This window comes from Paraburkholderia pallida (assembly GCF_004524855.1).
GTDB classification, from domain to species: domain Bacteria; phylum Pseudomonadota; class Gammaproteobacteria; order Burkholderiales; family Burkholderiaceae; genus Paraburkholderia; species Paraburkholderia oxyphila.
Map to the genome: position 1 here is coordinate 2,047,834 of NZ_CP038149.1, position 22,313 is coordinate 2,070,146.

A 22,313-nucleotide genomic window follows, 5' to 3' on the forward strand; every position below is an offset into this window, starting at 1 on the left:
CGTCTACCGTGGCAGCGCGGGCATCAGTGCTGCAGAAAGTCGAGCACCATCCGGTTGAACGCGTCCGCATGCTCCCACTGCGCCCAGTGGCCACAACGGTTGAACACATGCAACTGCGCGTTCTGCATGCCGGCAATCAGACGCAGGCCGATATCCATCGGCACGAAGCGGTCGTCGCGGCCCCAGATCACGAGCGTGGGCGCCGCGATCTCGCCAAGGCGCGGGCCGTAGTCAGTGAATTGCTTCGGATTGGCCGCCAGGCTCTTGACGAAGTTCTCGAGATGGACGCGCTGCGCGAGCATATTGTCCAGGCGCGCCTTCATGAGGTCCTCGGTCAGCGCGCTCGGGTCGTAGACGAACACGTTCATCATGCGCTTGAGGTTCTCGATGGTCGGCTCGCGATACAGCCCCTGCAGCAGCTTGATGCCTTCGGTGGGCATCGGCACGAAGTTGCTCGGGCCGCCGGTGCCGCCACCCATGAGCACGAGCTTGCCCACGCGCTGCGGATTCGCGAGCGCAAACGCCACCGCGCTATGACCGCCCATCGAATTGCCGAGGATATGCACGCGCTCGATGTCGAGCACGTCGAGCAGGCCCTTGAGCACGCGGCCGTTCAGCTCCGAGCGCGATTCGGTGCAGACGATGGGATCGCTCTTGCTCCAGCCCGGGCAGTCCATCAGGATCACGCGATAGCCCGCTGCCACGAGCGGCTCGACGTTGCGGTTGAAGTTGGCCCAGCCGCTCGCGCCGGGCCCCGAGCCGTGCAGCATCACGACGGTCTCGCCATGCGCGTGTGCGGTGTTTGCGCCAGTGTCGTTGTAGTGGATTTGCAGCTCGAGCTCGCCTTCCTTCACGCGGGCGAACCGGCTCGTGGAGGCTTCGGTAATCGCTTGTGCCGTTGCAGTCATGATGATGTCCTTGCTGTAAAACTCGGGTAACCGTAAAAAGGAGGGCTTGCGCTCCTCCGACATTATGTTCGAAATCCTTACTTTATTTCAAACACGCTGAGCACCGGGCGCGCCGTGCCGCGCGAAGCCGCCCACCACCGTCAAGGCCGCGAGCGCCGCGATCACGCACAGCGGAATGCTGGACGCCACCAGCATCGAGGCGCTCTGACCCAGCGCGAACAACTGGCCCGCCACGAGCGGCCCGAGGATCGAGCCGAGCCGCCCCACTGCCACGGCAGCGCCTACACCCGTGCCGCGGACTTCCGTGGGATACGCGTGGCCCGCGAGCGCGTAGAGCACCGACTGGCCGCCCACGAGGAACAGGCCGCACAGCAAGCCGCCGCACGCCATCGAAGCCGCGCCGCTGGCGTGCGCGAGCGCCGCCAGCGCCAGCGCAATGCCCACATACATGCCGATCACCGTGCGCCGGCGGCCGAGGCGGTCCATGAGCGTCGCGATTGCCACCGCCCCAATACCGCCGCCGAGGTTGAACATCATCAACACGATGTTCGATTGCACGCGCGTGAGGCCGCGCGAGAGCACCATCGAAGGCAGCCAGTTCATCAGGAAGTACAGCACGATCAGCGTGCCCAGGTAGCTCACCCAGAGCGCGAGCGTCGTGCGTGCGCGGCCATGACGCCACAGCGCATCCGTCACGCCGGGCATGCCCTCGCGCACCTTCGAGGCCTGCGCCGCCACGAACTGCTGCGACTCGCGCAGGAACATGCCGAGCAGCGGCAGCATCACGATCGGCCCGAGGCCGCCGACATAAAACACGTCGCGCCAGCTCGCCGGGCTCGCGCCCAGCATGCCGATCACCGCCGCAATCGCCGCGCCGAACGGCATGCCGCAGTACATTGCGCCCACTGCCGTGCTGCGCTGCTGCGGACCCGCCGCTTCCGAGCACAGCGCAATGAGGTTCGGCATCGCGGCGCCCAGACCGAGGCCCGTCAACAGACGCGCGATCAGCAGGCTCTCGAAGCTCCAGACCAGTGTGGTCGCCAGCGAGAACAGGCCGAACAACGCCACCGATCCCATCAGCACGCGCTTGCGGCCGAAGCGGTCGGCGAGGCGGCCGCCCAGCGCCGCGCCCGGCAGCAGACCGATTGCGCCCGCGCTGAACGCCCAGCCCATCTGCGCGACGGCGAGCGAAAACTCCTTCGCCATGCGCGGCCCGGCTACGCCCGCCGATTGCAGATCCAGCCCTTCGAGCAGCGCGATCGCGAGGCACAGGCCTATTGTGGCCTTGCTGCTCGTCGCGCTAGCGCTATGGCCTCCATTAGCAGAACTGATTCGTGACGTCATTTCCAAAGTCTCCGATGTTGTGATTGAGCCGCTCTTTGTGGCAGCTATTCATAATCGATAACGATGACGCCGCGCGCCACTTGGCGGTGGCACGCGGCGCGCACTTACCGCTGGAGCGCTTGCGCGCGCTTCTTCAAATCAAGCGCCACGTCCACGATCATGTCTTCCTGGCCGCCCACCATGCGGCGCTTGCCCAGTTCGACGAGGATGTCGACGGTTTTCAGGCCGTACTTCTTCGCGGCCACCTCCGAGTGGCGCAGGAAGCTCGAATACACGCCCGCATAGCCGAGTGCCAGCGTTTCGCGGTCCACTCGCACCGGGCGGTCTTGGAGCGGGCGCACGATGTCGTCGGCGGCATCCATGAGCGTGTAGAGATCGGTTCCGTGGTTCCAGCCCATGCGCTCCGCTGCCGCGATAAACACTTCGAGCGGCGCATTCCCTGCACCGGCGCCCATGCCCGCGAGCGACGCGTCGATGCGGTCGCAACCTTCTTCCACCGCGACGATCGAATTCGCCACGCCGAGCGAGAGGTTGTGGTGCGCGTGCATGCCCGTTTGTGTTTCGGGTTTCAGCACCTGTTTTACTGCACGAAAGCGGTCGCGCACGTCGTTCATCGTGAGCGCGCCGCCCGAGTCCACCACGTAGATGCAGGTCGCGCCGTAGTTCTCCATCTTCTTCGCCTCTACGGCGAGATTCTCCGGCGTGGTCATGTGGCTCATCATCAGAAAGCCCACCGTGTCCATGCCGAGCTCGCGTGCGTATTCGATGTGCTGCTTCGAGATATCGGCCTCGGTGCAGTGCGTGGCCACGCGCACGACGCGCGCGCCGGCGTTGTACGCTGCCTTCAGGTCATGAATCGTGCCGATGCCGGGCAGCAGCAGCGTGGCGATCTTCGCGTGCTTCACCACGTCGGCGACAGCCTCGATCCATTCGAGATCGCTGTGCGCGCCGAAACCGTAGTTGAAGCTCGAGCCTTGCAGGCCGTCGCCATGTGCGACTTCGATCGAGTCGACCTGAGCCTTGTCCAGAGCGCGTGCAATGTCCTGAACGTTCTGGATCGAGTACTGGTGACGGATTGCATGGCTGCCGTCGCGCAGCGTCACGTCGGAGATATAGAGTTTCTTGCTCATGGCGTTAGGCTCCTTGCACGCTAAGCAGCGTTTGCGCCATGCGCTCGGCGGTGGCGAGCGCAGCGGAAGTCATGATGTCGAGGTTGCCTGCGTACGCAGGCAGGTAGTGCGCAGCGCCTTCCACTTCGAGGAACACCGAGGTCTTCAGGCCGCTGAACTTGCCGAGGCCCGGAATATTGAGCGGCGCGCTGGCGGGGATTACATCGAATTGCACCTTCTGCTTGAGGCGATAGCCCGGCACGTACGCATGCACTTTTGCGACGGTCTCCTCGATCGACTGCTCGATCTTTGCGCGGTCCTCGAGATCGGAAAGCGTGTAGACGGTGTCGCGCATCATCACCGGCGGCTCGGCGGGATTGAGCACGATGATCGCCTTGCCTTTCGCCGCACCGCCCACCACTTCAATCGCCTTCGAGGTGGTCTCGGTGAACTCGTCGATGTTCGCGCGCGTGCCCGGTCCGGCCGACTTGCTGCTGATCGACGCGACGATCTCCGCGTAATGCACCTTCGCCACGCGCGACACCGCGGCAACAATGGGGATGGTCGCCTGGCCGCCGCACGTGACCATGTTCACGTTGGGCGCATCGATATGCGAATCGAGATTCACCACCGGCACGCAGTACGGGCCGATCGCGGCAGGCGTGAGATCGATCATGCGAATCGACGGCTTGAGCTTGCGCAGCAGCGCGTCATTCTTCACGTGCGCGCCCGCCGAGGTCGCATCGAACACGAAGTCGATGTCGTCGAAAACGGGCAGACGCGTGAGCCCTTCCGCGCCTTCATGCGTGGTGGCCACACCGAGACGCGCGGCGCGCGCGAGGCCGTCCGATGCAGGGTCGATGCCGACCATCGCCGCCATTTCCAGATGCTGGCTGTTGCGCAGGATCTTGATCATCAGATCCGTGCCGATGTTGCCAGAGCCGATGATCGCGGCCTTGAGTTTTTCCGAAGCCATTTGAGTTCCTCAATCAGACGGTAAAGGTCGCGCGAACGCTGCCGAGGCCTTCGATCTGCGCGGTGTAGGTGCCGGGTTCCTTCACGGCCACCATGGGCCCGAGCGCGCCGGTCAAGACCACGTCGCCCGCGCGCAACGGCGTGCCAAGCTGCGCCATGCGGTCGGCGAGCCAGACGGCTGCGTTGAGCGGGTTGCCGAGACACGCGGCACCGTTGCCGCGCGAGAGCACCTCGCCGTCGCGCGAAAGTTCCATCGCGCACGCGCTGAGATCGATCTGCGAAAGCGGCACGGGGCGGCTGCCCACCACGAAACGTGCGCTCGACGCGTTGTCGGCCACCGTATCGACGAAGCGGATGTCCCAGTCCTGGATCCGGCTATCCACCACCTCGATCGCCGCGAGTGCATATGCAGTGGCGTTCAGGATGTCGACGAACGTGTGTTTCTCCTGCGTGAGATCGCGTTCGAGCACGAGTGCGATCTCCGCTTCGACCTTCGGCTGGATCAATTGCGAAAGTGGAATCGGCTCGCCGTCGCCATACGCCATCGAAGCGAAGAGGGCGCCGAAGTCGGGCTGATCAACACCCAGCTGCTTCTGGACCGCGAGCGACGTCAGGCCGATCTTGCGGCCCACGATGCGCTCGCCGTTGGCCACGCGCAGATCGACGTTAGCTTGCTGCACGGCGTAGGCAGTTGCCATGTCGTCAACCGGATCGCCGCCCTTCACGATCTCGCCACGCACGGGCTCGATCACTACACGCGATGCTTCGGCCTCGCGCAGCCGCGCGGCCAGCGCCGCGACGAGTTTCGGATCGGTCATACCGTTCTCCCAGACAGGTTCAGTCAGGCCACTAACGCGAGCGCATCGGCGGCTTGCGCGGGCGTGGCGTGCATGGTGGCGAAGCCGGCGATCCACTCGGGAATCGCGCGGTAGTAATCAAGCGACGCGCGGTACGGGCCATACGCCGCCAGCGCGCCAAATGCGGCAACCCACGTGCGGATCTCATGCGCCGACTTGCCGCCGTCGCGCGTGATGGCCGCGTTCGTCATGCCGTCCACTTCGGTCAACTCGCCCGAAGCCAGGCGCTCGAGAAACGCGCGGTCCCACTCGGGATTGAGCGGATGCAGCGGGCTGTCGCCCTTCGTGAAGGCCTGTGCGGCCGCCACGGTGCGCGCCTGGCGCGCGGCGCGCGACTCAGGCGTGGGATTGCGGCCCGCGATCAGGCGCTCGGCCACTTCGGGCGAGGCACCCATGAGCTCGGGCACCGGCGGCTCGTGCGAGATACCGCCCGAGCCCACCACGAGCACGCGCCGGTTCGTGCGCGAGAAGAAGCGGCCGATCGCGTCGCCTAACAGACGCGCGCGGCGCAGCGTGGCCATGGGCGGCGCAACCGAATTGATGAACACCGGAATCACCGGATAGCGATCGAGGCCGCCCGTGAGCACTTCGAGCGCCTGCGCACAACCGTGATCGACTTGCATGCGGTACGAGAGCGCCACGTCGATATCGGCTGCGAGCACGTTCTCCGCGAGCGCATGCGCCAGATCTCCTGGCACCGGCAGCGTGCCGGCCATGCTCTTGAAATCGCCGATCGCCTGCGCCTTCGCGCCGATGCAGAACGGCGGCATCACGTCGTAGAAGAAGCCGTTGAAATGATCGGGTGCGAACACAACGATCAGGTCCGGCTCGAAGGCCTCGACGCGCTCACGCGCGCCACGGCCCGCGCGCTCGACTTCGGCCACCACGTCCGGCGGCGGATCGAAGTAGCCGTGCAGCGGCGTGTGAGAAAGACATTCCAGATGGACGGGCATATGCGTGCTTTTCCTGATGATGCTGCTCATGCTTCTGCTGCCCGCGCAACGGCAACGTTGCCGCGCGTGGGACGGTTGTGCGGGACTGCAACGGCGCCCGGCTCGCGCGAGGGCACACCGGTCACACCGAGCTTGCCCGCAAGCTCGACGATCGCGTCCGAGACTTGCTGGGGCGTGCACACGCCCGCAACGAAGCGGTCCGGGCGCAGCAGCACGACGGACTCCGGCAGGCGGCTAAACCAGTCTTTGAGCCGGCCCTGCACGTCGCCGAGGGCTAGCACGCCCTCGGGCACGTCGTCGGCGTAATCGAGCTGGACGTCGGGCTTCGCGAACACGAAGCGCGCCCCAAGCCGCTCCCACAGCGCACGCGCCTCCGGCGTGAGGCCGAACGTGGGGTCCGCGCCCCAGGCGAGCACGGCGAAGCCGTTGCCGATCGCATCGTCGAGCCGCACGACGCGGCCGTCTTCCATACGCACGCGCGGCTGAATGAACATGCGCCCCACCGGCGACGCCGCATGCGGATCGCGGCCATACGCGAGTCGGCCGAGCAGCGAATCGCGCTTCTGGCTCATCAGGCCCAGCATGCGGCCCGGTGCGGAATTGCCCGAGCGTTCGAGCATGCGCGCGAGCCAGCCGCCCGCCGATTGCGGCGGCGGCAGCAGCACCACGCCCGCTTCGTAACGCGGCATCGGCTTGAAGCGCATTTCCACGAAGTAGCGTTTCACCGAGGGGAACAGGTTCATCGAGCGCACGAAGCGGTCGCGAAAGCGCGCGCCGAAGCGCGTGGTCGGCGCGAAGATATCGCCGGCCACTTCGGAGAGGTGGATCATCGAGCGCGCATGGGCGCGGCGCTCCACCGTGTAGGTATCGAGCAGTCGGGCGTCGGCCTGGCCCTTCGCGACCATCGCGAGCTTCCAGCCGAGGTTGTTCGCGTCGCGAATGCCGCTGTTGTAACCCTGGCCCTGCCACACCGGCATGATGTGCGCCGCGTCGCCCGCGAGCAGCACGCGGTCCACGCGAAACGTCTCCGCCAGGCGCGCGTTGTGTGTATAGACACGCTTGCGGATGTAGTCGACCTTCTCCGGGTCCGCAACCACCTTGCGGATCAAGGCAGCCATATTCTCGGGCTTCGAGAGTTCCTCTTCGGTCTCGCCCGGCATCACCATGAATTCGAAGCGGCGAATGCCATGCGGCAGCGCCGCGGACACATAGGGCCGCTCGTGATCGCAGTGCATGTAGATGTGCGGCGAACCGATCGGGTCGTTGCGCACGTCCACCACGATCCACTGATTGGGCTTCGTGCGGCCTTCGAACGGCACGTTCAGCGCGCGACGCACGAGGCTGTTGCCACCGTCCGCGCCCACCATCCAGGCCGCGCGGATCGTGCGGCGCGCACCGCTTGCGTCGCTCACGTCGATCGACACGCCCTGCGCATCCTGCACGAACGCGTTGACGCTATGGCCGAGCAGCACCTCCACATGCTCGAAGCGCGCGAGGCCCTCGTAGAGCACACGGTCGGCGAGCGGCTGGATGAACGCATTGCGGCGCGGCCAGCCGAACTCGTCGGTGCGCGGCTCGATCGACGCGAAGCAGTGGCCATCCTTCGTGACGAAGCGCATCCAGTGATCGGGCGTGGTGTGCGGCAGCAGCGCGTCGGCAAGGCCGACCGCCTGAAACACACGCAATGCTTCGTCATCCAAACCAATGGCGCGCGGATAGTCGATAATCTGGTCGAGCTTTTCGATGAGCGTGACGCGCACGCCCTGCAGGCCGAGAATGTTGGCGATCATGAGGCCCACGGGGCCGGCGCCGATGATGGCGACGTCGGTCGAGCGATGACCTGGGCGGACGGGGTCCGCCGCTATGGGAGTAGTGTGCATGTTGTCTCCTTTATCGGTCGCACTTGGCGCTTTAGTGCTTAGTGCGACCCCATGCAAGGCCCGCGCGACTTATCGGCCGCTGCGGATGCTGACAGGGGGTGCCTGAAAACGGATCACCGGGTTGGAAGCGGTGTCGCCAACGGGTGAATGCAAGCGAGTCTAGGGGCGCGCCGGAGCCCTCTCAACATTTTTCGAGAAATGTGCATAGAATGCACAGGGTTGATTTAAAAGCGATTTTTCATGACAAAGTATGCAAACGTGCGGGGCCTGGCGCGCGGTCTGGTGGTGCTCCGGGCGCTCAATGCCATGGAGAATGGGCGTGCGACGAGCCAGCAATTGAGCGAGGCCACGGGCCTGCATCGCACGACGGTGCGGCGTTTGCTGGAGACGCTGGTGGAGGAGAATTTCGTGCGCCGCAGCGCATCGGACGACAGCTTCCGCCTCACGATCGACGTGCGCGCCTTGAGCGAAGGCTTCACCGATGACGAAAGCATCGCGACCGTCGCGCCGCCGATCATGGGCCAGTTGCTGCAACGCATCGTCTGGCCATCGGACCTCACGACGCCCGACGGCGACGCAATGATCATCCGCGAGACCACGCACCGTTTCAGCCCGCTCTCGTTTCACCGCGCGATGGTGGGCCGCCGCCTGCCGATGCTGCTCACGGCGGCGGGTCGCGCCTACTTTGCCGCCTGCCCCGAGGCGGAACGCGAGGACATACTGGATTTGCTGCGCGCGGGTGCGGGCGGCGAGCAGCAACAGAAGCTCGCCTCGGACCCGGCGTTCGTCCGCAATCTCGTGCGGCAAACGCGTGCCGACGGATTCGGCTCGAATCACGGCGACTGGGCGGACCAGCGCAAGATCGGCGCGCTCGCGGTGGCCATCGGCTCGCATGAGCGCGTGATCGCGAGCCTCAACGTCATCTACCTGGAACAGGCGATCCAGCCCGCGGAGGCGGTGCGCCGCTTCGTGCCCGAGTTGCAGCGCGCGGCGCAGGAGATGGAGAAGGCGCTGGAAGCGCAGGAAGACGGCGCGGGCGGCACCAAAGACTGAACGGCCAGTCCCTCGGGAATACGCGCTACGTCACGACGTTTGCACACCGTCACGTACATTCGCGCGCACGAGCTCGAATAGCGCCTCGAGCTCCGCGCCGTGCGGCTCCTTGCGCGTCACCATCAGCAGATCGATACGCGGCGGCTCGCCTGCCAGCGGCCGCGTGCAAATCGCCGCGCTCGTGAGCGATTCGACATACGCAGGCAGCAGCGCATAGCCGAGCCCCATGCCCACGAGATTCAGATTCAGCAGAATATTGGTGGCCACCTGCGCGACGTTGCGTTCGATCTCGTGCGCGGCGAACCACGCATCGGCCACGTCGTACACCTGCCCCGAAAACTGCGGATGCGTGCTGATGAACGGCTCGCCACCCAGCATGCGCGGTTCAATGCGCTCGTGCTGCGCGAGCGGATGCGCACTCGGCAGCACCACCACGAGCGGCTCGATCAGCACCACTTCGCTCGCCAGCGCACTGGACTGCACGGGCCGCCGCATGAAGGCCACGTCGATCTCGCCGCGCAGCAGCGCCTCTTCCTGGTCGGCGGTCGGCAGACTGCGCAGCTCCACGTTCACATCGGGAAAGCGCAGGCGCAAGCGCGGCAGGATTGCCGGGAAAACCCGAATCTCAGCGGCGGGCACGAAGCCGATCGTGACCGTTGCGCGGCCCTGCCCCACCTGACGCGCGCGCGTCACCGCACGATCGGCCTGCGCCACCACGAGCCGCGCTTCGGCGAGAAAGACCTTGCCCGCCTCGGTCAGCTCGACCTTGCGGCGCGTGCGCTCGAACAGCGGCGTCCCCACTTCGTCTTCGAGATTGCGGATCTGCTGGCTCAATGAGGGCTGCGCCGTGTGCAGGCGCTCGGCCGCGCGCGTGAAGCTCAGCTCGTCGGCAACGGCAATGAAATAGCGCAGGTGTCTCAGTTCCATGCTGAAGGCGTCGTCGGGTTATCGTTCAAAAGTCTAACCGACTACAAACAAAATATTTCACAACGATAAAGCGAACGACGAAGATCCGTCTGCATTCCCGCAAAAAAGCAATGCAGCCACGGAGGAGACTCGCATGTCCGCAACCATCGACATCGATGCACTCGTCGACGCCCGCAACGGCCGCGTCACGTCGTCGATCTATACCGACCCCGACATCTACGCGCTCGAACTCGAGCGCATTTTCGGCCGCTGCTGGCTGTTCCTTGCTCACGTCAGTCAAATACCGAAAGCCGGCGACTTTTTCAATACCTACATGGGCGAAGATCCCGTGGTGGTGGTGCGCCAGAAAGACGGCTCGATCAAGGCATTTCTCAATCAATGCCGTCATCGCTCGATGCGCGTGAGCTTCGCCGATTGCGGCAACACCCGCGCGTTCACCTGCCCGTATCACGGCTGGTCGTATGGCGTGGATGGCGCGTTGATCGACGTGCCGCTCGAATCGCGCGCCTACCCACAAGGCCTGTGCAAGGAGAAATGGGGCTTGCAGGAAGTCACGCGCGTGGCCGTCTACAAGGGGCTCGTGTTCGGCAACTGGGATGCGAGCGCGCCCGAGCTCGAAACCTATATGGGCGACATCGCCTGGTATCTCGACGGCGTGCTCGACCGGCGCGAGGGTGGCACCGAGATTGTCGGCGGCGTGCATAAATGGGTCATCGACTGCAACTGGAAATTCCCCGCCGAGCAGTTCGCGAGCGACCAGTATCACGCCTTGTTCACGCACGCTTCCGCAGTGGAAGTGCTGGGCGCGAAACCCAGCGCAGAGGGAAGCCAAAGCGGCGCGCTCGGGGCGGGCCAGACCGCGCGCCCAGTATGGGAAACCGCGAAAGACGCGTTGCAGTTCGGGCAGGCAGGCCACGGCAGCGGCTTTTTCTTCACCGAGCAGCCCGACGCGAACGTATGGGTCGACGGCGAAGTTTCGCAGTACTTCCGCGACACCTACGCCGAAGCCGAAGCGCGCCTCGGCAAGGTGCGTGCAATGCGGCTCGCGGGCCACAACAACATGTTCCCGACGCTGTCCTGGCTCAACGGAACGGCCACGCTGCGCGTATGGCATCCGCGCGGGCCGAATCAGGTCGAGGTGTGGGCCTTCTGCATCGCCGACAAGGCTGCATCGGACGATGTGAAAGCGGCCTTCGAGCGCAGTGCGACGCGCGCCTTCGGCCCAGCGGGTTTCCTCGAACAGGACGACTCGGAGAACTGGGCGGAAGTGCAAAAGGTACTGCGCGGCAACCGCGCGCGCAAGACGAAGCTATGCATGGAGATGGGTCTGGGCGGTGAACGCGTGCGCGAAGACGGCATTCCTGGCATGACTAATTACATTTTTTCGGAGACGGCCGCGCGTGGCATGTACCGGCGGTGGGCCGATCTGTTGATGTCCGGGTCGTGGGACGAAGTGAACGCGCGCACGGCGCAGTACGAGGCGGAGGTGCTCAAATGAGCGAAATCGCCGAAATGCAAACGGTGCCTGCACCGGCCTGCGTGCCGCACGCCCTCCATCACGAGATCGAGCAATTACTCTTTCAGGAAGCCGCGCTGCTCGACGAATGGCGCTTTCGCGACTGGCTCGAACTGATGGCGCAGGATATTCACTACACCATGCGCACGACCGTCAATGCGCAGACGCGCGATCGGCGGCGCGGCGTGCAGCCGCCCACCACGTGGATTTTCAACGACACGTACTTTCAGCTCGAACGCCGCGTGGCGCGTCTGGAAACGGGCATGGCGTGGGCCGAGGAGCCGCCCTCGCGCACACGCCACCTCGTGACGAACCTGCGCGTGCGCCCCACCGAATCGCCCGTCGAATACGAGGCGCACGTGAACTATCTGCTCTACCGCGCGCAGAAAGAGCGCGACGAAACCATTTACGTGGGCCGCCGCATCGACCGCGTGCGCCGCACGGCCGAGGGCGGCGGCGCGCACGGCTGGCAAATCTGCCGCCGCGAGATCACGCTCGATCAGGCGGTGCTGTCCTCCCATAACCTGAGTGTGCTTTTCTGATCATGGCCCATATCTTTGTCTGCCAGGACGACGCGTTGTCCGATGGCGAAGCCATCAAGGTCGATGCCCCGACCGCCGCCATCGCCGTTTTCAAGGTGAACGGCGCGCTCTACGCGCTGAACGATCGCTGCACGCACGGCAATGCTTCGATGTCCGAAGGCTACGTCGAAGACGATGGCACGGTGGAATGCCCGCTGCACGCCGCGCGCTTTTGCCTGAAGACGGGCACGGCGCTGTGCCAGCCCGCCACTGAGGCGCTCCAGACCTTCCCGGTCGCATTGGTCGAGGGTGCAATTTACGTCGACGTGCCGGAGGCCGCGTGATGACTCCGACCAAGGGCTGGCTCGACAACGAAGTGGCATTGATCACGGGCGGCGGCTCGGGGCTCGGCCTCGCGCTCGTCGAGCGTTTCGTCGAAGAAGGCGCACGCGTGGCCGTGCTCGACCGCTCGGCGCAGAAGGTCGCGGCGCTGCGCGAGCGCTTCGGCGCGCACACGCTCGTTGCCGTGCAGGGCGACGTCACGGCCTATGCCGACAACGAACGCGCCGTGCAGGCCGCCGTCGACACCTTCGGCAAGCTCGACGTCTTCATCGGCAATGCGGCGATCTGGGATCACGCGTCGAGCCTCGTCGACCTCTCGCCGGAACAACTCGAAAGCGGCTTTCAAGAACTCTTCTCGATCAACGTGAAGGGTTATCTGCTCGGTGCGAAGGCCGCCTCGCGCGCGCTCATCGCGAGCGAAGGCAGCATGATCTTCACGCTCTCGAACTCGGCGTTCTATCCAGGCGGCGGTGGCCCGCTCTATACCGCGAGCAAGCATGCCGCCGTGGGCATCATCCGCCAGCTTGCCTACGAGCTCGCGCCAAAGGTGCGTGTCAACGGCGTGGGCCCTTGCGGCATGGCTAGCGATCTGCGCGGTCCCGTTTCGCTCGGCCAGCAGGACCTGCGCATCATGGACTCGCGCACGCCCGAAGCCATTGCCGGCATTCTGCCGCTGCAGTTCTTTCCGCAGCCCGCGGACTTCACCGGCCCCTACGTGATGCTCGCCTCGCGTGCGAACAACCGCGTACTCAGCGGCGTGATGATCAACGCGGACGCCGGGCTTGGGATTCGTGGCATCCGCCACGCCGCGGGCGGCCTGCATCTCTGATGGACACGCCAATGACGAATGCCTCGACCATTGCGATCGTGGGCGCTGGACAAGCGGGCGCGATCGCCGCTGCGGAACTGCGCCAGCAGGGCTACGCGGGCCGCGTCGTGCTGATTGGCGACGAAGCGCACAGGCCCTACGAGCGGCCACCGCTGTCAAAAGACGTGCTGCTGCAACCGGATACCACACGGTGCGCGATCTACGCGGACGACTTCTACGCGCAGCACGCCATCGAGCTCAGGCTCGGCATGCCGGCCGTCGCGCTCGACGCCGACGCACAAACCATCACGCTGCAAGACGGCACCTCGATCGCCTTCGATCATTTGCTGCTTGCCACCGGTGCGCGCGCACGCCGCCTGCCGATGCTCGATGCGCTGGGCGGGCTGGGCGTGGACGTCCACACCTTGCGCACGCTCGACGACGCGCGGCGCCTGCGCACGGCCCTTCAGCCAGGCAAGCGCGTGCTGCTGGTGGGTGCGGGCGTGATCGGGCTCGAACTCGCATCCAGCGCCATCGATCTCGGCGCGCAGGTCAGCGTGATCGAGCAGGCGCCGCTCGCGATGGCGCGCTGCGCTCCGCCCGTGCTGAGCCGCCATCTCTGCGAGACGCATCGCGCGCGCGGCGTGGCGCTGCATCTGGGCGTACCGCTCGCATCGGCCGCACGCGAGCACGATGAAATCGTGCTCACGCTCGAAGACGGCACGCGCGTCGCAGGCAATGCCGTGATCTATGGCATCGGTGTGGAGCCCGAAACGGCGCTCGCGAGCATGGCGGGCCTCGAGGTCGAGAACGGCATCGTGATCGACGCACAATGCCGTACGTCGCATCCGCGCATCTATGCGGCGGGCGATGCCGCCGGCCAGCGCAGCACTGCGAATCCAGGGGTCACCCGCCAGGAAACATGGGAGAACGCGAAGCATCAAGCCGTGACAGCCGCACGCGCGATGTTGGGCATCGCGCCCGAAGCGCTGGACGCGCCCTGGTTCTGGACCGATCAGTGCGGCCTGAACGTGCAGTTCGCGGGCGACATGCGCGCCGCCGAGTGGATCGGCCGCGGTTCACTCGCGGCGCCGCCGTGCGTGTTGTTCGGTCTCGACGCCGATGGCGCGCTGGTGGGCGCCATCACCGTGAACCTGGGCCGCGAGATGCGCAACGCGAAAGCGCTGATCGCGAAGCGCGCCCGGGTCGCACGCGAGGTGCTCGCCGATCCGGCGCACTCCCTGCGCGATCTGGCCCGCGCCGCATCCTGAACCCGCTCGCCAGGACGGCGAGAAGCGCGGTTTTCAACAATTTGCGAAAAGCGCTTGCCAGCCCGCGCGAGTCTCTCTATAATTCGCGCTCTCAACAGGCTCGTAGCTCAGTTGGTTAGAGCACCACCTTGACATGGTGGGGGTCGTTGGTTCGAATCCAATCGAGCCTACCAACGAATATGCAGTACCGCGTGTGCACGCAGTTCAGCACCACGCAATGACAATGACGCACTCTCTCACGGGACTGCGTCATTTTCTTTTGGCTCTTTCAAACGTGCAGGCATGTCGAACACGCCTGCACTTGCCAATCAACCGTGAACCGGCATCAATCGAGCGCCTTGTCGTTCGGATGTGCGAACAGGTCCTTCATCTGCTGCGAAAGCGGATAGTCGAGGTTCATGCCGTTGGGCGGGATTGGCTGCGTGAACCACTTCGTGTAGAGCTTCGCCATTTCGCCCGAGGTCTGCATCTTCGCGACCGTCTCGTCCACGAGCGCCTTGAATTGCGGATCGTCGCGGCGCAGCATGCACGCGTAGTTCTCCGAAACAGGCGGCGTGCCCACGACGACATAATCCTGCGGGTTCTTCGTCTTCGCGCGCTCGCCGTAGAGCAGCGGCTCGTCCATGACGAACGCCACGGCGCGCCCCGTCGTCACGTTGAGGAACGATTCGGCGTGGTCTTTCGCGCTGATGATCGTCATGCTCATATGCTTCTCTTCATTCATCTTGCGCAACAGGCGCTCGTCCGACGTGCCCGCCGTGGTCACGACGGTCTTGCCCGCGAGGTCGGGGAAGTCCTTCACACCGGAGTCCTTGCGCGTGATAAAGCGAATGCCGTAGAGGAAGATGCTGTTCGAGAACGCGGCCTGATTCTGGCGCTCGAAGGTATTCGTGGTGGAGCCGCATTCGAAGTCGATGGTGCCGTTCTGCACGAGCGGAATGCGGTTTTGCGAGGTGATCGGAATCGTCTTCACCTTCAGGTTCGGCGTATTGGTCTTCTGCTTGACCGCATCGACGATCTTCAGCGCGATCTCCTGCGAATAGCCAATCACGTTCTGGTTCTGGTCATAGTAAGAGAATGGAATCGAAGACTCGCGCGTGCCGAGCACGATCACGCCGCTGTCGTGAACCTTCTTGAGCGTGCCAGTGAGCTCGTCCGCGTGCGCGATGCCCGAGAGCCCCGTGAATGCCAGCGCCATCGCCGCGATCAGTTTCGTTTTGTTCATCGTGCTCTTCTCCCAACTCGTCAAAGTGATGATGTCGCCTCGCAGTGAATGCGCGGTTCGTGGTGCCCCGTTTTGATGCCCTGATGTGATGCGTGATGTCTGGATCTGATGCGTGATGCCGTATGGGTGTTGCCTGAAGCGTGCTGCTCACCGTGCTTCAGCGGCCCGGCGCGAACGGGACGCCGTCGAGCGCCAGCTCGCGCCCGGCGAGCAGATCGGCCATCAGTTGCGCGCTCCCGCACGCCAGCGTGAAGCCCAGCGCGCCGTGCCCCGTATTCATCCACAGATTGCGGAAATGCGTCGCGCCGATCAACGGCTTGCTGTCCGGGGTGGCCGGGCGCATGCCGGTCCACGTCTGGATCGCGCCGAAGTCGCCGGCCTCGGGAAACGTCTCGCGCGCCTGGCGCGTGAGCAACGCGATGCGCTCGTTGTCCGCATGCGCGCTCATGCCCGTGAGATCGACCATGCCCGCAATGCGCAGCCGCTCGCCAAGCGGCGCGTAGACCACCTTGTGATGCGCATCCGTGACCGAGACGCGCGGCGCGCCCCGCGCGCTCGCATTGGGCAGCGTGAGACTGTAGCCCTTGAGCGGATACATGGGCACGCTCACGCCGAGCGAAGCCAGCATCGGCTGGCTCTGAATGCCCAGGCACACCACGAACGCATCGGCTTCGATTTCGCCTGCCGACGTCACGGCCGCCTGCACATGCTTATCTTTCGTACGGAGTCCAGAGAATTCGGTGGCGAGACGCAAATCCACGCCGTCGCGCTGCGCCGCGTGCGCAAGACCGCGCGTAAAGCGGTCGCAATCGCCGGCTTCTTCGCCCGGCGTGTGAATGCCGCCCGCCAGATTAACGCCGATGTGCGCGAGCGCAGGCTCGAGCGCGACGCACGCCGCGCCATCGAGCGCGTGCTGCTCGCAGCCGAACTGCGCCTGATAGCCGGCCTGGCTGCGCGCCCCCTCGAAGGCCTCGCGGTCGCGATACACCACGAGCTTGCCGTTGCGCACATAGTCGAACGTGAGCGCCTCGCGCGCGACGACCTCGTGCATGAGGCGCTGGCTCAGAAAACCGAGACCGAGCAGCTCCGCCGTGGTCGCCCGGCTGCGCGCGCGCGTGCAGGCGCGCAGGAATGCCACGCACCAGCGCCATTGGCGCGGGTCCAGACGCGGCACGAAACGCAGCGCCGCCTCGCGCGAGAACAGCCATTGGGGCAGCTTCGGCAGCACCGAAGGATCCGCGAGTGGCGCCACGTAGCTATAGCTCAGCTGGCCGCCATTGGCGTAGCTGGTCTCCTGCGCCACGTCCGCGTGACGCTCGACAAGCGTGACCTGATGTCCATCGCGGGCAAGAAAATACGCGGTCGTCACACCAATCACGCCGCCGCCCAGCACACAAATTCGCATATCCCGCTGTTCTCGTTCGTTTCTGTGTTCTCTGGCCGCCCCGGTGGCCAGAGAACACCAGTTTCGCGAGACAAAATCACAAACTCAATTGCGAATTGAGCGAGGGGTATAACCTCAGGTTAAGGAAAGCCCCTCGGGGGACGGGATGCACCAAAAGGCGTGCGCCGCTTGCGTGGTCATGGGCGAATTTCAGCGCACAACGGCAGACGGGCAAGGCCTTGCGCCCTGCCTTTCCCCCATGGCCCGGCGCGAGCGCGCCGGCCATGACGAGGCGCCCTAGATACTCAGGCGCGTGACCTTGGTGCCCGCAAGCGAGACGTCGGCCATGAGGCCCGCGTTGGTCAGGACGAACACTTCGACCGGATGCGTGGCCGTGTTGGTGTCGACGGCGCCGTTCGCGCCCACCGTAACGAGCGCGACCGAGGCGTCGGCGCCCGCGGCCCAGCCATCCGTGCTGCGGAATTTGGCCAGCGCGTCCTGGGTCATGAAGCAGAAGATGATGGCCTTCGACTGAGCGCCCGCCTGCAGGCCCAGCGAGCCCGAGGCCGTGCTGTAGTAGCCCGTCGTTCCGCCGCCCACGCGCAGCGCGCCCTCGCCGTACTGGGCGCCGACGATGAAGCCGGCCTGCAGCACCGAAGGGAACACCAGCACGCCGCGCGATTTCGCGACGAGCTCACGCGAGCCTTGCACGGTGGAATAGAGCTTCGCCATGGCGTTGTCGACGCTTGCGTCGATCGACTGGCGCTTTGACATATCGGTCGCCGCGTTCGAAGTGTTGCCTGGCGTAGTGGTACAGCCCGCGAGCGCCAAACCGCCGGAGGCAAGCGCGACGGCCGCCGAAAGCATGAAGTTGCGTCGTTGCATGTCATTGTCTCCACACAATTGAGGGTGTGTGGAGGGGTGCCGCAAGCCGCGTGCCCACGCATGCGATTGCACCCGATTTATGGCGTGCCGGTGCTCAGGTGCTCAAATGCTGCAATAGCGTCGAAGCGAAACCGGCCGATGCAGGCCCCATCTGCCTGCATCGGCCGGAGACACTCACGTGCTCACGTACCCACCTGACTCAAGGCGTGGCGGGCTGCCAGGACGAATCGGGATCGAAGCTCTTGAGCGCGGCGGCTGTGCGTGCGCCGTTGGGCCCGAGATTCTTCTGATAAAGCTTGCCGTCCTGATTGACGATGAAGCTCATCACGCCCGTCTTGCCATACTGCGCCGGCCATGCCACGAGCGCGAAGCCGTTGGCCAGCTGGCCGTTCTCCATGTAGCTGCGCGCGCCGCCGTCCGCATGCGCGCCCTGCGCGGTGAGGATGCGGAAGTGGTAGCCGTGATACCCCTCCTGCGGCGTAACTTTGGCGTTGTGCGGCATGGTTTCGGCAAGCGGGCCGAGCGGGCTCTCGGCCTCACCGGGCTCGACCGGCCAGTAAAGGCCGTCATGCGTGCCGGGCGTGCTCACGATGTGCTGTGCGTAGTGCTCCGTCAGCTTGCGGTAGTCGTTCTGTGCGTCGACATAGGCGAGCGAGCTGAGCATGGCCGCGCGCTCATTGCGGCCGATACGCCGCGTGAGCACTTCGCTGGCGCCCTCACGCGGATCGAAGCGCCAGCCGCTGGCGTTCTGCACGATCGGGATGGGCAGCGTCCAGCCACTGTCGCCCACGGCCAGGTGGGCGCTCGCCTTGCCTGCCACGGGCGTTGCGTCGGGCACGATCTGATGGCCCTTCGCCCACGCGCCCAGGAAGTCGTAAATGTCTTCCTGGCCGATGTCCCTGGTGGGGATGAAGTGCTGGAAGTCGTTGCCGAGCACGTGCTTCATTGCATCGTGGTCGTTGGTGGCAAGCGCATTGGTGAATGCGTCAGCCGCGGCGTCGGGCGTGGCGTAGACCGCCTGCGCCGAGGCCACGCCAGCGCCAGGCATGGCGAGCAGCGCGGGCGCGGCGAACAGCGAGAACGCCAATACCGAAGTGAGCCGGGCGAACCCGGCAGGCCGCGCGCTGCGCGATGCGCGTTGAGACAGACGGCGTGCGTGTTTGCGGATCATCGCAAGACTCCTATAGTGATTCAACGACGACCGAAGTGGCGTTCGCCACCACCGCCACCACCCAGCCGGCCACCGCCGCCACCACCGCCGAACGAACGTCCGCCGCCGCCACCACCGTTGAAGCCGCCGCCCTGGTGCTGCTGGAACGCGGCACGGCTTTGCTGACCGCGCTGCGCGTCGGCGCGCGCCGCGTTGCCGTCGCCGGCGCCACGCAGCGCGTTGTCGCGATTCGCGCTTTGCGAGCGGTTGCCGAGATCGTTCGGCCGATTGGCGCCCTGCGTGCGATTGTTGAGTTCATTGCCACGGTTGCCGTTTTGCGCGCGGTTGTTCATCTCGTTGCCGCGATTGGCGTTCTGCGCGCCGTTCGCGTTGGGCCTGCCGCCCTGCTGGATGCCCTGGTAGCGCTGCTGGGCGTTGCCGCCCATGTTCTGCCCGGTGCGATTCTGCAAAGTCTGCGCGGCCTGCTGACGCGACTGGTCGTAGCCGCGGAACTGATTGCGCTGGCCGTTCAGATTCGCATTGCCGGCGCGTTGGCCGTTGAAGTTCTGGTTGCGGCGCTCGACATTGGCGTTGCGATTCCAGTTCGCCGTGCTGTTATTCGAGCTGATGCGGTTGTTGACGTTGATGTTGTTGTAGCGGTTCACGTTGATGTTGACGTCGTGGTTACCCCAGCCGAAGCCGCCCCACAACGAGTTCGCCACCGCGATGCCCGCGCCGAACGCGAGCCCGCTCACGAAGCCCGTGGCGAGCGCATAGCCCGGAGGCGGCGGCATGTACACGGGCGGATAGGCCGGATACGGCCACGCGCCGTACACCACGGTCGGGTTATACGTGGGCACGTACACCACTTGCGGGTTGGCGGGCTCGATCACGATCGTTTGCGTGGTGGAGGTGCCCGTTGCCGGCTGCACCACGACTTTTTGCTGTTCGTTCGTCTTCAGGTTGCCTGCCTTCTGGGCCTGCGCGCGAAGGCGCTGCACGGAGTCCATGACGTCGTTGGGCTGCGCGAGGAACGCGTTGCCGATCTGCGAAACCCAGTCGGGCTTGGTGGCCATGGTGGCCAGCACCTGCGGGAAGGCCACGAGAGACTGCACGCTCGGGTCCCACGGCTGCGAAGCAACGGCCTTCACGGCGTCGTCGCCTTTGAGATTCGGATTGGCTTTCGACCAGTCTGCGGCCGCCATCACGTCCTGCGGGAACGTGGCCGCCATGAGCACCTGCGCGAGCAGCGCGTCAGGATAGAGCGCGATGGGCGCGGTGAGCGCATCGAGTTGCTGGTTGGACAGATGGGCCGCGTTCTGGGCAATGGCGGCGGTGGGCCCGGTCGGGCCGATGAAAAGCGGTGCGGCCGCGAGCGCGGCGCACATGAGCCAGGCAGCGCGCTGGCGTACACCGGACGATTTCACGAATCGTTCCTCCTCGTTGCGGATGGGTCATTCAGGTTCCCGAAAAGGAGACCTGCCTGCGGTACGGACTGAAACTCAACAGCAGCACCGCGATGTGATGCGACGTCGTGCAACGTACTGCGGCAAAAATAAAGGGGTATGACTCAAGGTGTCAACAGCGATTTCGTTAAAGTTTGCCCGTTTATAAAATCGCATCAATTGCATTGAACAAACCGGAATTCGAAACAATCCGCACTGCATGTAATTCCGCTTTTCATTCAATGCTCTGCGCCTTCGGGTTGCTTGTGTCCCGGCGACAGGTGCATACGCACAAAGCCCACGTGCTCGCGCAGCACATAGAAGGCATCGGCATAGGCGAGCGGCATGCGCAGCGTATTGAGCGCGCTCTCGATCTCGTCGAGCTCCGCAATCAGCGCGCGCCGCTCTTCCTCGCTCGTGTGCTTGAGCGCATCGCGCTCGATGGCGATGAGCGCGCCGTAATAGCGATAGATGCGTGAGCGCACGCGCCAGCGATACAGCGCGGGAATCGCACGCAGTGCCGGAAAGACCAGCACGGCGAGCGGCAGCAGCAGCACGAGCAGGCGGTCGGTCACGCTCGCGAGCCAGAACGGCAGCGTTCGGTAGAGAAAGCTCTTGCCCGACTTGTAGTAGCGCGAGGCGTCTTCGCTAATGCGGAAATCGTGTGCGACGGGGCTCGGAAATTCGCCCGCGCGCTGCAGCAGCCCGGGCACGCCGTTCACTTCGTCGGCCGCTTCGATGATGAGGTCGGAGATCGCCGGATGCAGCGTGTTGCGCGCGACGATCTCCACGGTCGGGCCGATCATATGCACGGTCTGCGGCGGCACGCGGCGGCTCAGGTCGAGCACGCCGGCCGGCAAGTCGATGCTCTCGAGATAGGGAAAGAGGCGCGTATAGGCGGCCTGCTCGTCGAAGCTCATCACCGAGATGCCGGGAATGCCGAGCAGGCGCTGCATGAGCTCGCGCGTGGTGGAGTCGCCGCTCAGCATGGCAACGTCCACGCGGTTGGAGACCAGCGCCGTAGCGGCCTCCATGCCGTCGAGCGGCAGGAAGGTGGAATCGCCGCCAGGCTCCATACCGTTGGCGTCGAGCAGCTTGAGCGAGAGCTCGCGCGTGCCGCTGCCCACGCGGCCGATGGCGATGCGCTTGCCGTCGAGCGCGGCAAGCTGCGTGAGCCCCGAGCCGCGATAGAACACGACGATGGGCAGATACGCGACGCTGCCGAGCGAGACGAGCGAGCGCGTGTCGAGTCCGTCGGCCACGCCGCCCTGCACGAACGCGAGGTCGACCTTCGCCTTGGGATCGAGCAGGCGCTGCAGGTTCTGCACCGAGCCGTCCGACTCCAGGATCTTGAGCTTCACGCCATTGCGCGCGAGGATCGTGCGGTAGGCCTCGGCCATCTGCATGAACGAGCTGTCGCGCGGCCCCGCGCTAATGGTGATGCTGCGCGGCGGCGCCGGGTCGACGAGCCACACGAAGACCGCGACGACCACGATGCAGAACAGCGCGATCGGCAGCGTCGTGAGCGCGAGATCGCGCCACGCTGGGTGCGAGGGGTCGCGCATGAAATGCGGCAAAGGCTGGCGATGTCGTTTCATGAGAACCCGGCGGCCATGCGTCGAACTCAGGAAATCTCATCATGCCATTTTCGCGCCGGATCGGGACGCTGGTGTTTGCGAGAGTGTGCGTATGCGCAATCGCGGCGCGTTGCAGGCTCGCTACGGCGGCCTATCCAGGGGGCCCGCGCCTCGGTGGCCTCA

20 protein-coding genes and 1 tRNA gene are annotated in these 22,313 nt (G+C 65.2%); 7 read left to right on the forward strand and 14 right to left on the reverse strand.

Annotation, left to right across the window (positions count from 1 at the left end; genetic code table 11):
* Positions 1-23: 23 nt before the first annotated feature.
* From E1956_RS24310 to E1956_RS24340, 7 genes are all read right to left on the reverse strand, one after another.
* On the reverse strand, positions 24-908 hold the full coding sequence (locus tag E1956_RS24310; protein WP_134753637.1) for an alpha/beta fold hydrolase: 885 nt from the start codon (positions 906-908) through the stop codon (positions 24-26).
* Positions 909-995: 87 nt separating this feature from the next.
* Positions 996-2,252: a 3-(3-hydroxy-phenyl)propionate transporter MhpT gene (gene mhpT / locus E1956_RS24315; protein WP_134753639.1), complete on the reverse strand. Its 1,257-nt coding sequence runs from the start codon at positions 2,250-2,252 to the stop codon at positions 996-998.
* Positions 2,253-2,356: 104 nt separating this feature from the next.
* Positions 2,357-3,382 carry a 4-hydroxy-2-oxovalerate aldolase gene (dmpG, locus tag E1956_RS24320; RefSeq protein WP_134753641.1) on the reverse strand — a complete coding sequence of 342 codons (1,026 nt, stop codon included), beginning with the start codon at positions 3,380-3,382 and terminating at the stop codon, positions 2,357-2,359.
* 4 nt (positions 3,383-3,386) lie between these two features.
* Positions 3,387-4,337, reverse strand: a complete 951-nt coding sequence (locus E1956_RS24325; protein WP_134753643.1) for an acetaldehyde dehydrogenase (acetylating) — start codon at positions 4,335-4,337, stop codon at positions 3,387-3,389.
* Positions 4,338-4,350: 13 nt separating this feature from the next.
* Positions 4,351-5,154: a 2-keto-4-pentenoate hydratase gene (gene mhpD / locus E1956_RS24330; protein ID WP_134753645.1), complete on the reverse strand. Its 804-nt coding sequence runs from the start codon at positions 5,152-5,154 to the stop codon at positions 4,351-4,353.
* Between the two features lie 23 nt (positions 5,155-5,177).
* Positions 5,178-6,146 carry a 3-carboxyethylcatechol 2,3-dioxygenase gene (locus E1956_RS24335; protein WP_134754840.1) on the reverse strand — a complete coding sequence of 323 codons (969 nt, stop codon included), beginning with the start codon at positions 6,144-6,146 and terminating at the stop codon, positions 5,178-5,180.
* A 26-nt stretch (positions 6,147-6,172) separates the two neighbouring features.
* The gene (locus E1956_RS24340) at positions 6,173-8,026 is read right to left on the reverse strand and encodes a bifunctional 3-(3-hydroxy-phenyl)propionate/3-hydroxycinnamic acid hydroxylase (protein ID WP_134753647.1); all 1,854 of its coding nucleotides are present in this window, start codon (positions 8,024-8,026) and stop codon (positions 6,173-6,175) included.
* Positions 8,027-8,266: 240 nt separating this feature from the next.
* On the opposite strand from E1956_RS24340, the gene E1956_RS24345 reads away from it, so the two are divergent.
* A complete protein-coding gene (locus tag E1956_RS24345) occupies positions 8,267-9,079 on the forward strand; it encodes a DNA-binding transcriptional regulator (RefSeq protein WP_134753649.1) in 813 nt (270 codons plus the stop codon).
* A gap of 30 nt (positions 9,080-9,109) precedes the next feature.
* Here E1956_RS24345 and hcaR read toward each other — a convergent pair whose 3' ends face one another.
* Positions 9,110-10,006 (reverse strand): DNA-binding transcriptional regulator HcaR, encoded by an 897-nt coding sequence (gene hcaR / locus E1956_RS24350; protein ID WP_134753651.1) that lies wholly within the window; start codon positions 10,004-10,006, stop codon positions 9,110-9,112.
* Positions 10,007-10,139: 133 nt separating this feature from the next.
* Between hcaR and hcaE the strand changes: the two genes are divergently transcribed.
* The 6 genes from hcaE (at position 10,140) to E1956_RS24380 (ending at position 14,637) form a co-directional block, all read left to right on the forward strand.
* Positions 10,140-11,504, forward strand: a complete 1,365-nt coding sequence (gene hcaE / locus E1956_RS24355) for a 3-phenylpropionate/cinnamic acid dioxygenase subunit alpha (RefSeq protein ID WP_134753653.1) — start codon at positions 10,140-10,142, stop codon at positions 11,502-11,504.
* Positions 11,501-12,064, forward strand: a complete 564-nt coding sequence (hcaF, locus tag E1956_RS24360; RefSeq protein ID WP_232071589.1) for a 3-phenylpropionate/cinnamic acid dioxygenase subunit beta — start codon at positions 11,501-11,503, stop codon at positions 12,062-12,064. Before hcaE ends, hcaF begins: the two co-directional genes overlap by 4 nt.
* A 2-nt stretch (positions 12,065-12,066) precedes the next feature.
* Positions 12,067-12,387, forward strand: coding sequence for a 3-phenylpropionate/cinnamic acid dioxygenase ferredoxin subunit (hcaC, locus tag E1956_RS24365; RefSeq protein ID WP_134753655.1), 321 nt, complete (start codon positions 12,067-12,069; stop codon positions 12,385-12,387).
* The gene (gene hcaB / locus E1956_RS24370; protein WP_134753657.1) at positions 12,387-13,214 is read left to right on the forward strand and encodes a 3-phenylpropionate-dihydrodiol/cinnamic acid-dihydrodiol dehydrogenase; all 828 of its coding nucleotides are present in this window, start codon (positions 12,387-12,389) and stop codon (positions 13,212-13,214) included. The genes hcaC and hcaB overlap by 1 nt, the downstream gene beginning before the upstream one ends.
* Positions 13,215-13,225: 11 nt before the next feature.
* Positions 13,226-14,464: a 3-phenylpropionate/cinnamic acid dioxygenase ferredoxin--NAD(+) reductase subunit gene (gene hcaD / locus E1956_RS24375; RefSeq protein ID WP_134753659.1), complete on the forward strand. Its 1,239-nt coding sequence runs from the start codon at positions 13,226-13,228 to the stop codon at positions 14,462-14,464.
* A gap of 96 nt (positions 14,465-14,560) precedes the next feature.
* Positions 14,561-14,637: transfer RNA gene (locus tag E1956_RS24380), tRNA-Val, on the forward strand.
* Between the two features lie 152 nt (positions 14,638-14,789).
* Here the strand turns inward: E1956_RS24380 and E1956_RS24385 are convergent.
* The 6 genes from E1956_RS24385 to E1956_RS24410 form a co-directional block, all read right to left on the reverse strand.
* Positions 14,790-15,689 (reverse strand): glutamate/aspartate ABC transporter substrate-binding protein, encoded by a 900-nt coding sequence (locus E1956_RS24385; RefSeq protein WP_134753661.1) that lies wholly within the window; start codon positions 15,687-15,689, stop codon positions 14,790-14,792.
* Positions 15,690-15,846: 157 nt separating this feature from the next.
* On the reverse strand, positions 15,847-17,145 hold the full coding sequence (locus tag E1956_RS24390; RefSeq protein WP_335930005.1) for a D-amino acid dehydrogenase: 1,299 nt from the start codon (positions 17,143-17,145) through the stop codon (positions 15,847-15,849).
* Between the two features lie 225 nt (positions 17,146-17,370).
* Positions 17,371-17,958 carry a BPSL1445 family SYLF domain-containing lipoprotein gene (locus tag E1956_RS24395; protein ID WP_134753665.1) on the reverse strand — a complete coding sequence of 196 codons (588 nt, stop codon included), beginning with the start codon at positions 17,956-17,958 and terminating at the stop codon, positions 17,371-17,373.
* Between the two features lie 199 nt (positions 17,959-18,157).
* Positions 18,158-19,129, reverse strand: a complete 972-nt coding sequence (locus E1956_RS24400) for a DUF2950 domain-containing protein (RefSeq protein ID WP_134753667.1) — start codon at positions 19,127-19,129, stop codon at positions 18,158-18,160.
* Positions 19,130-19,149: 20 nt separating this feature from the next.
* On the reverse strand, positions 19,150-20,535 hold the full coding sequence (locus E1956_RS24405) for a DUF3300 domain-containing protein (protein WP_232071591.1): 1,386 nt from the start codon (positions 20,533-20,535) through the stop codon (positions 19,150-19,152).
* Between the two features lie 257 nt (positions 20,536-20,792).
* A complete protein-coding gene (locus tag E1956_RS24410) occupies positions 20,793-22,151 on the reverse strand; it encodes a TAXI family TRAP transporter solute-binding subunit (protein WP_134753669.1) in 1,359 nt (452 codons plus the stop codon).
* Between the last annotated feature and the right edge of the window lie 162 nt (positions 22,152-22,313).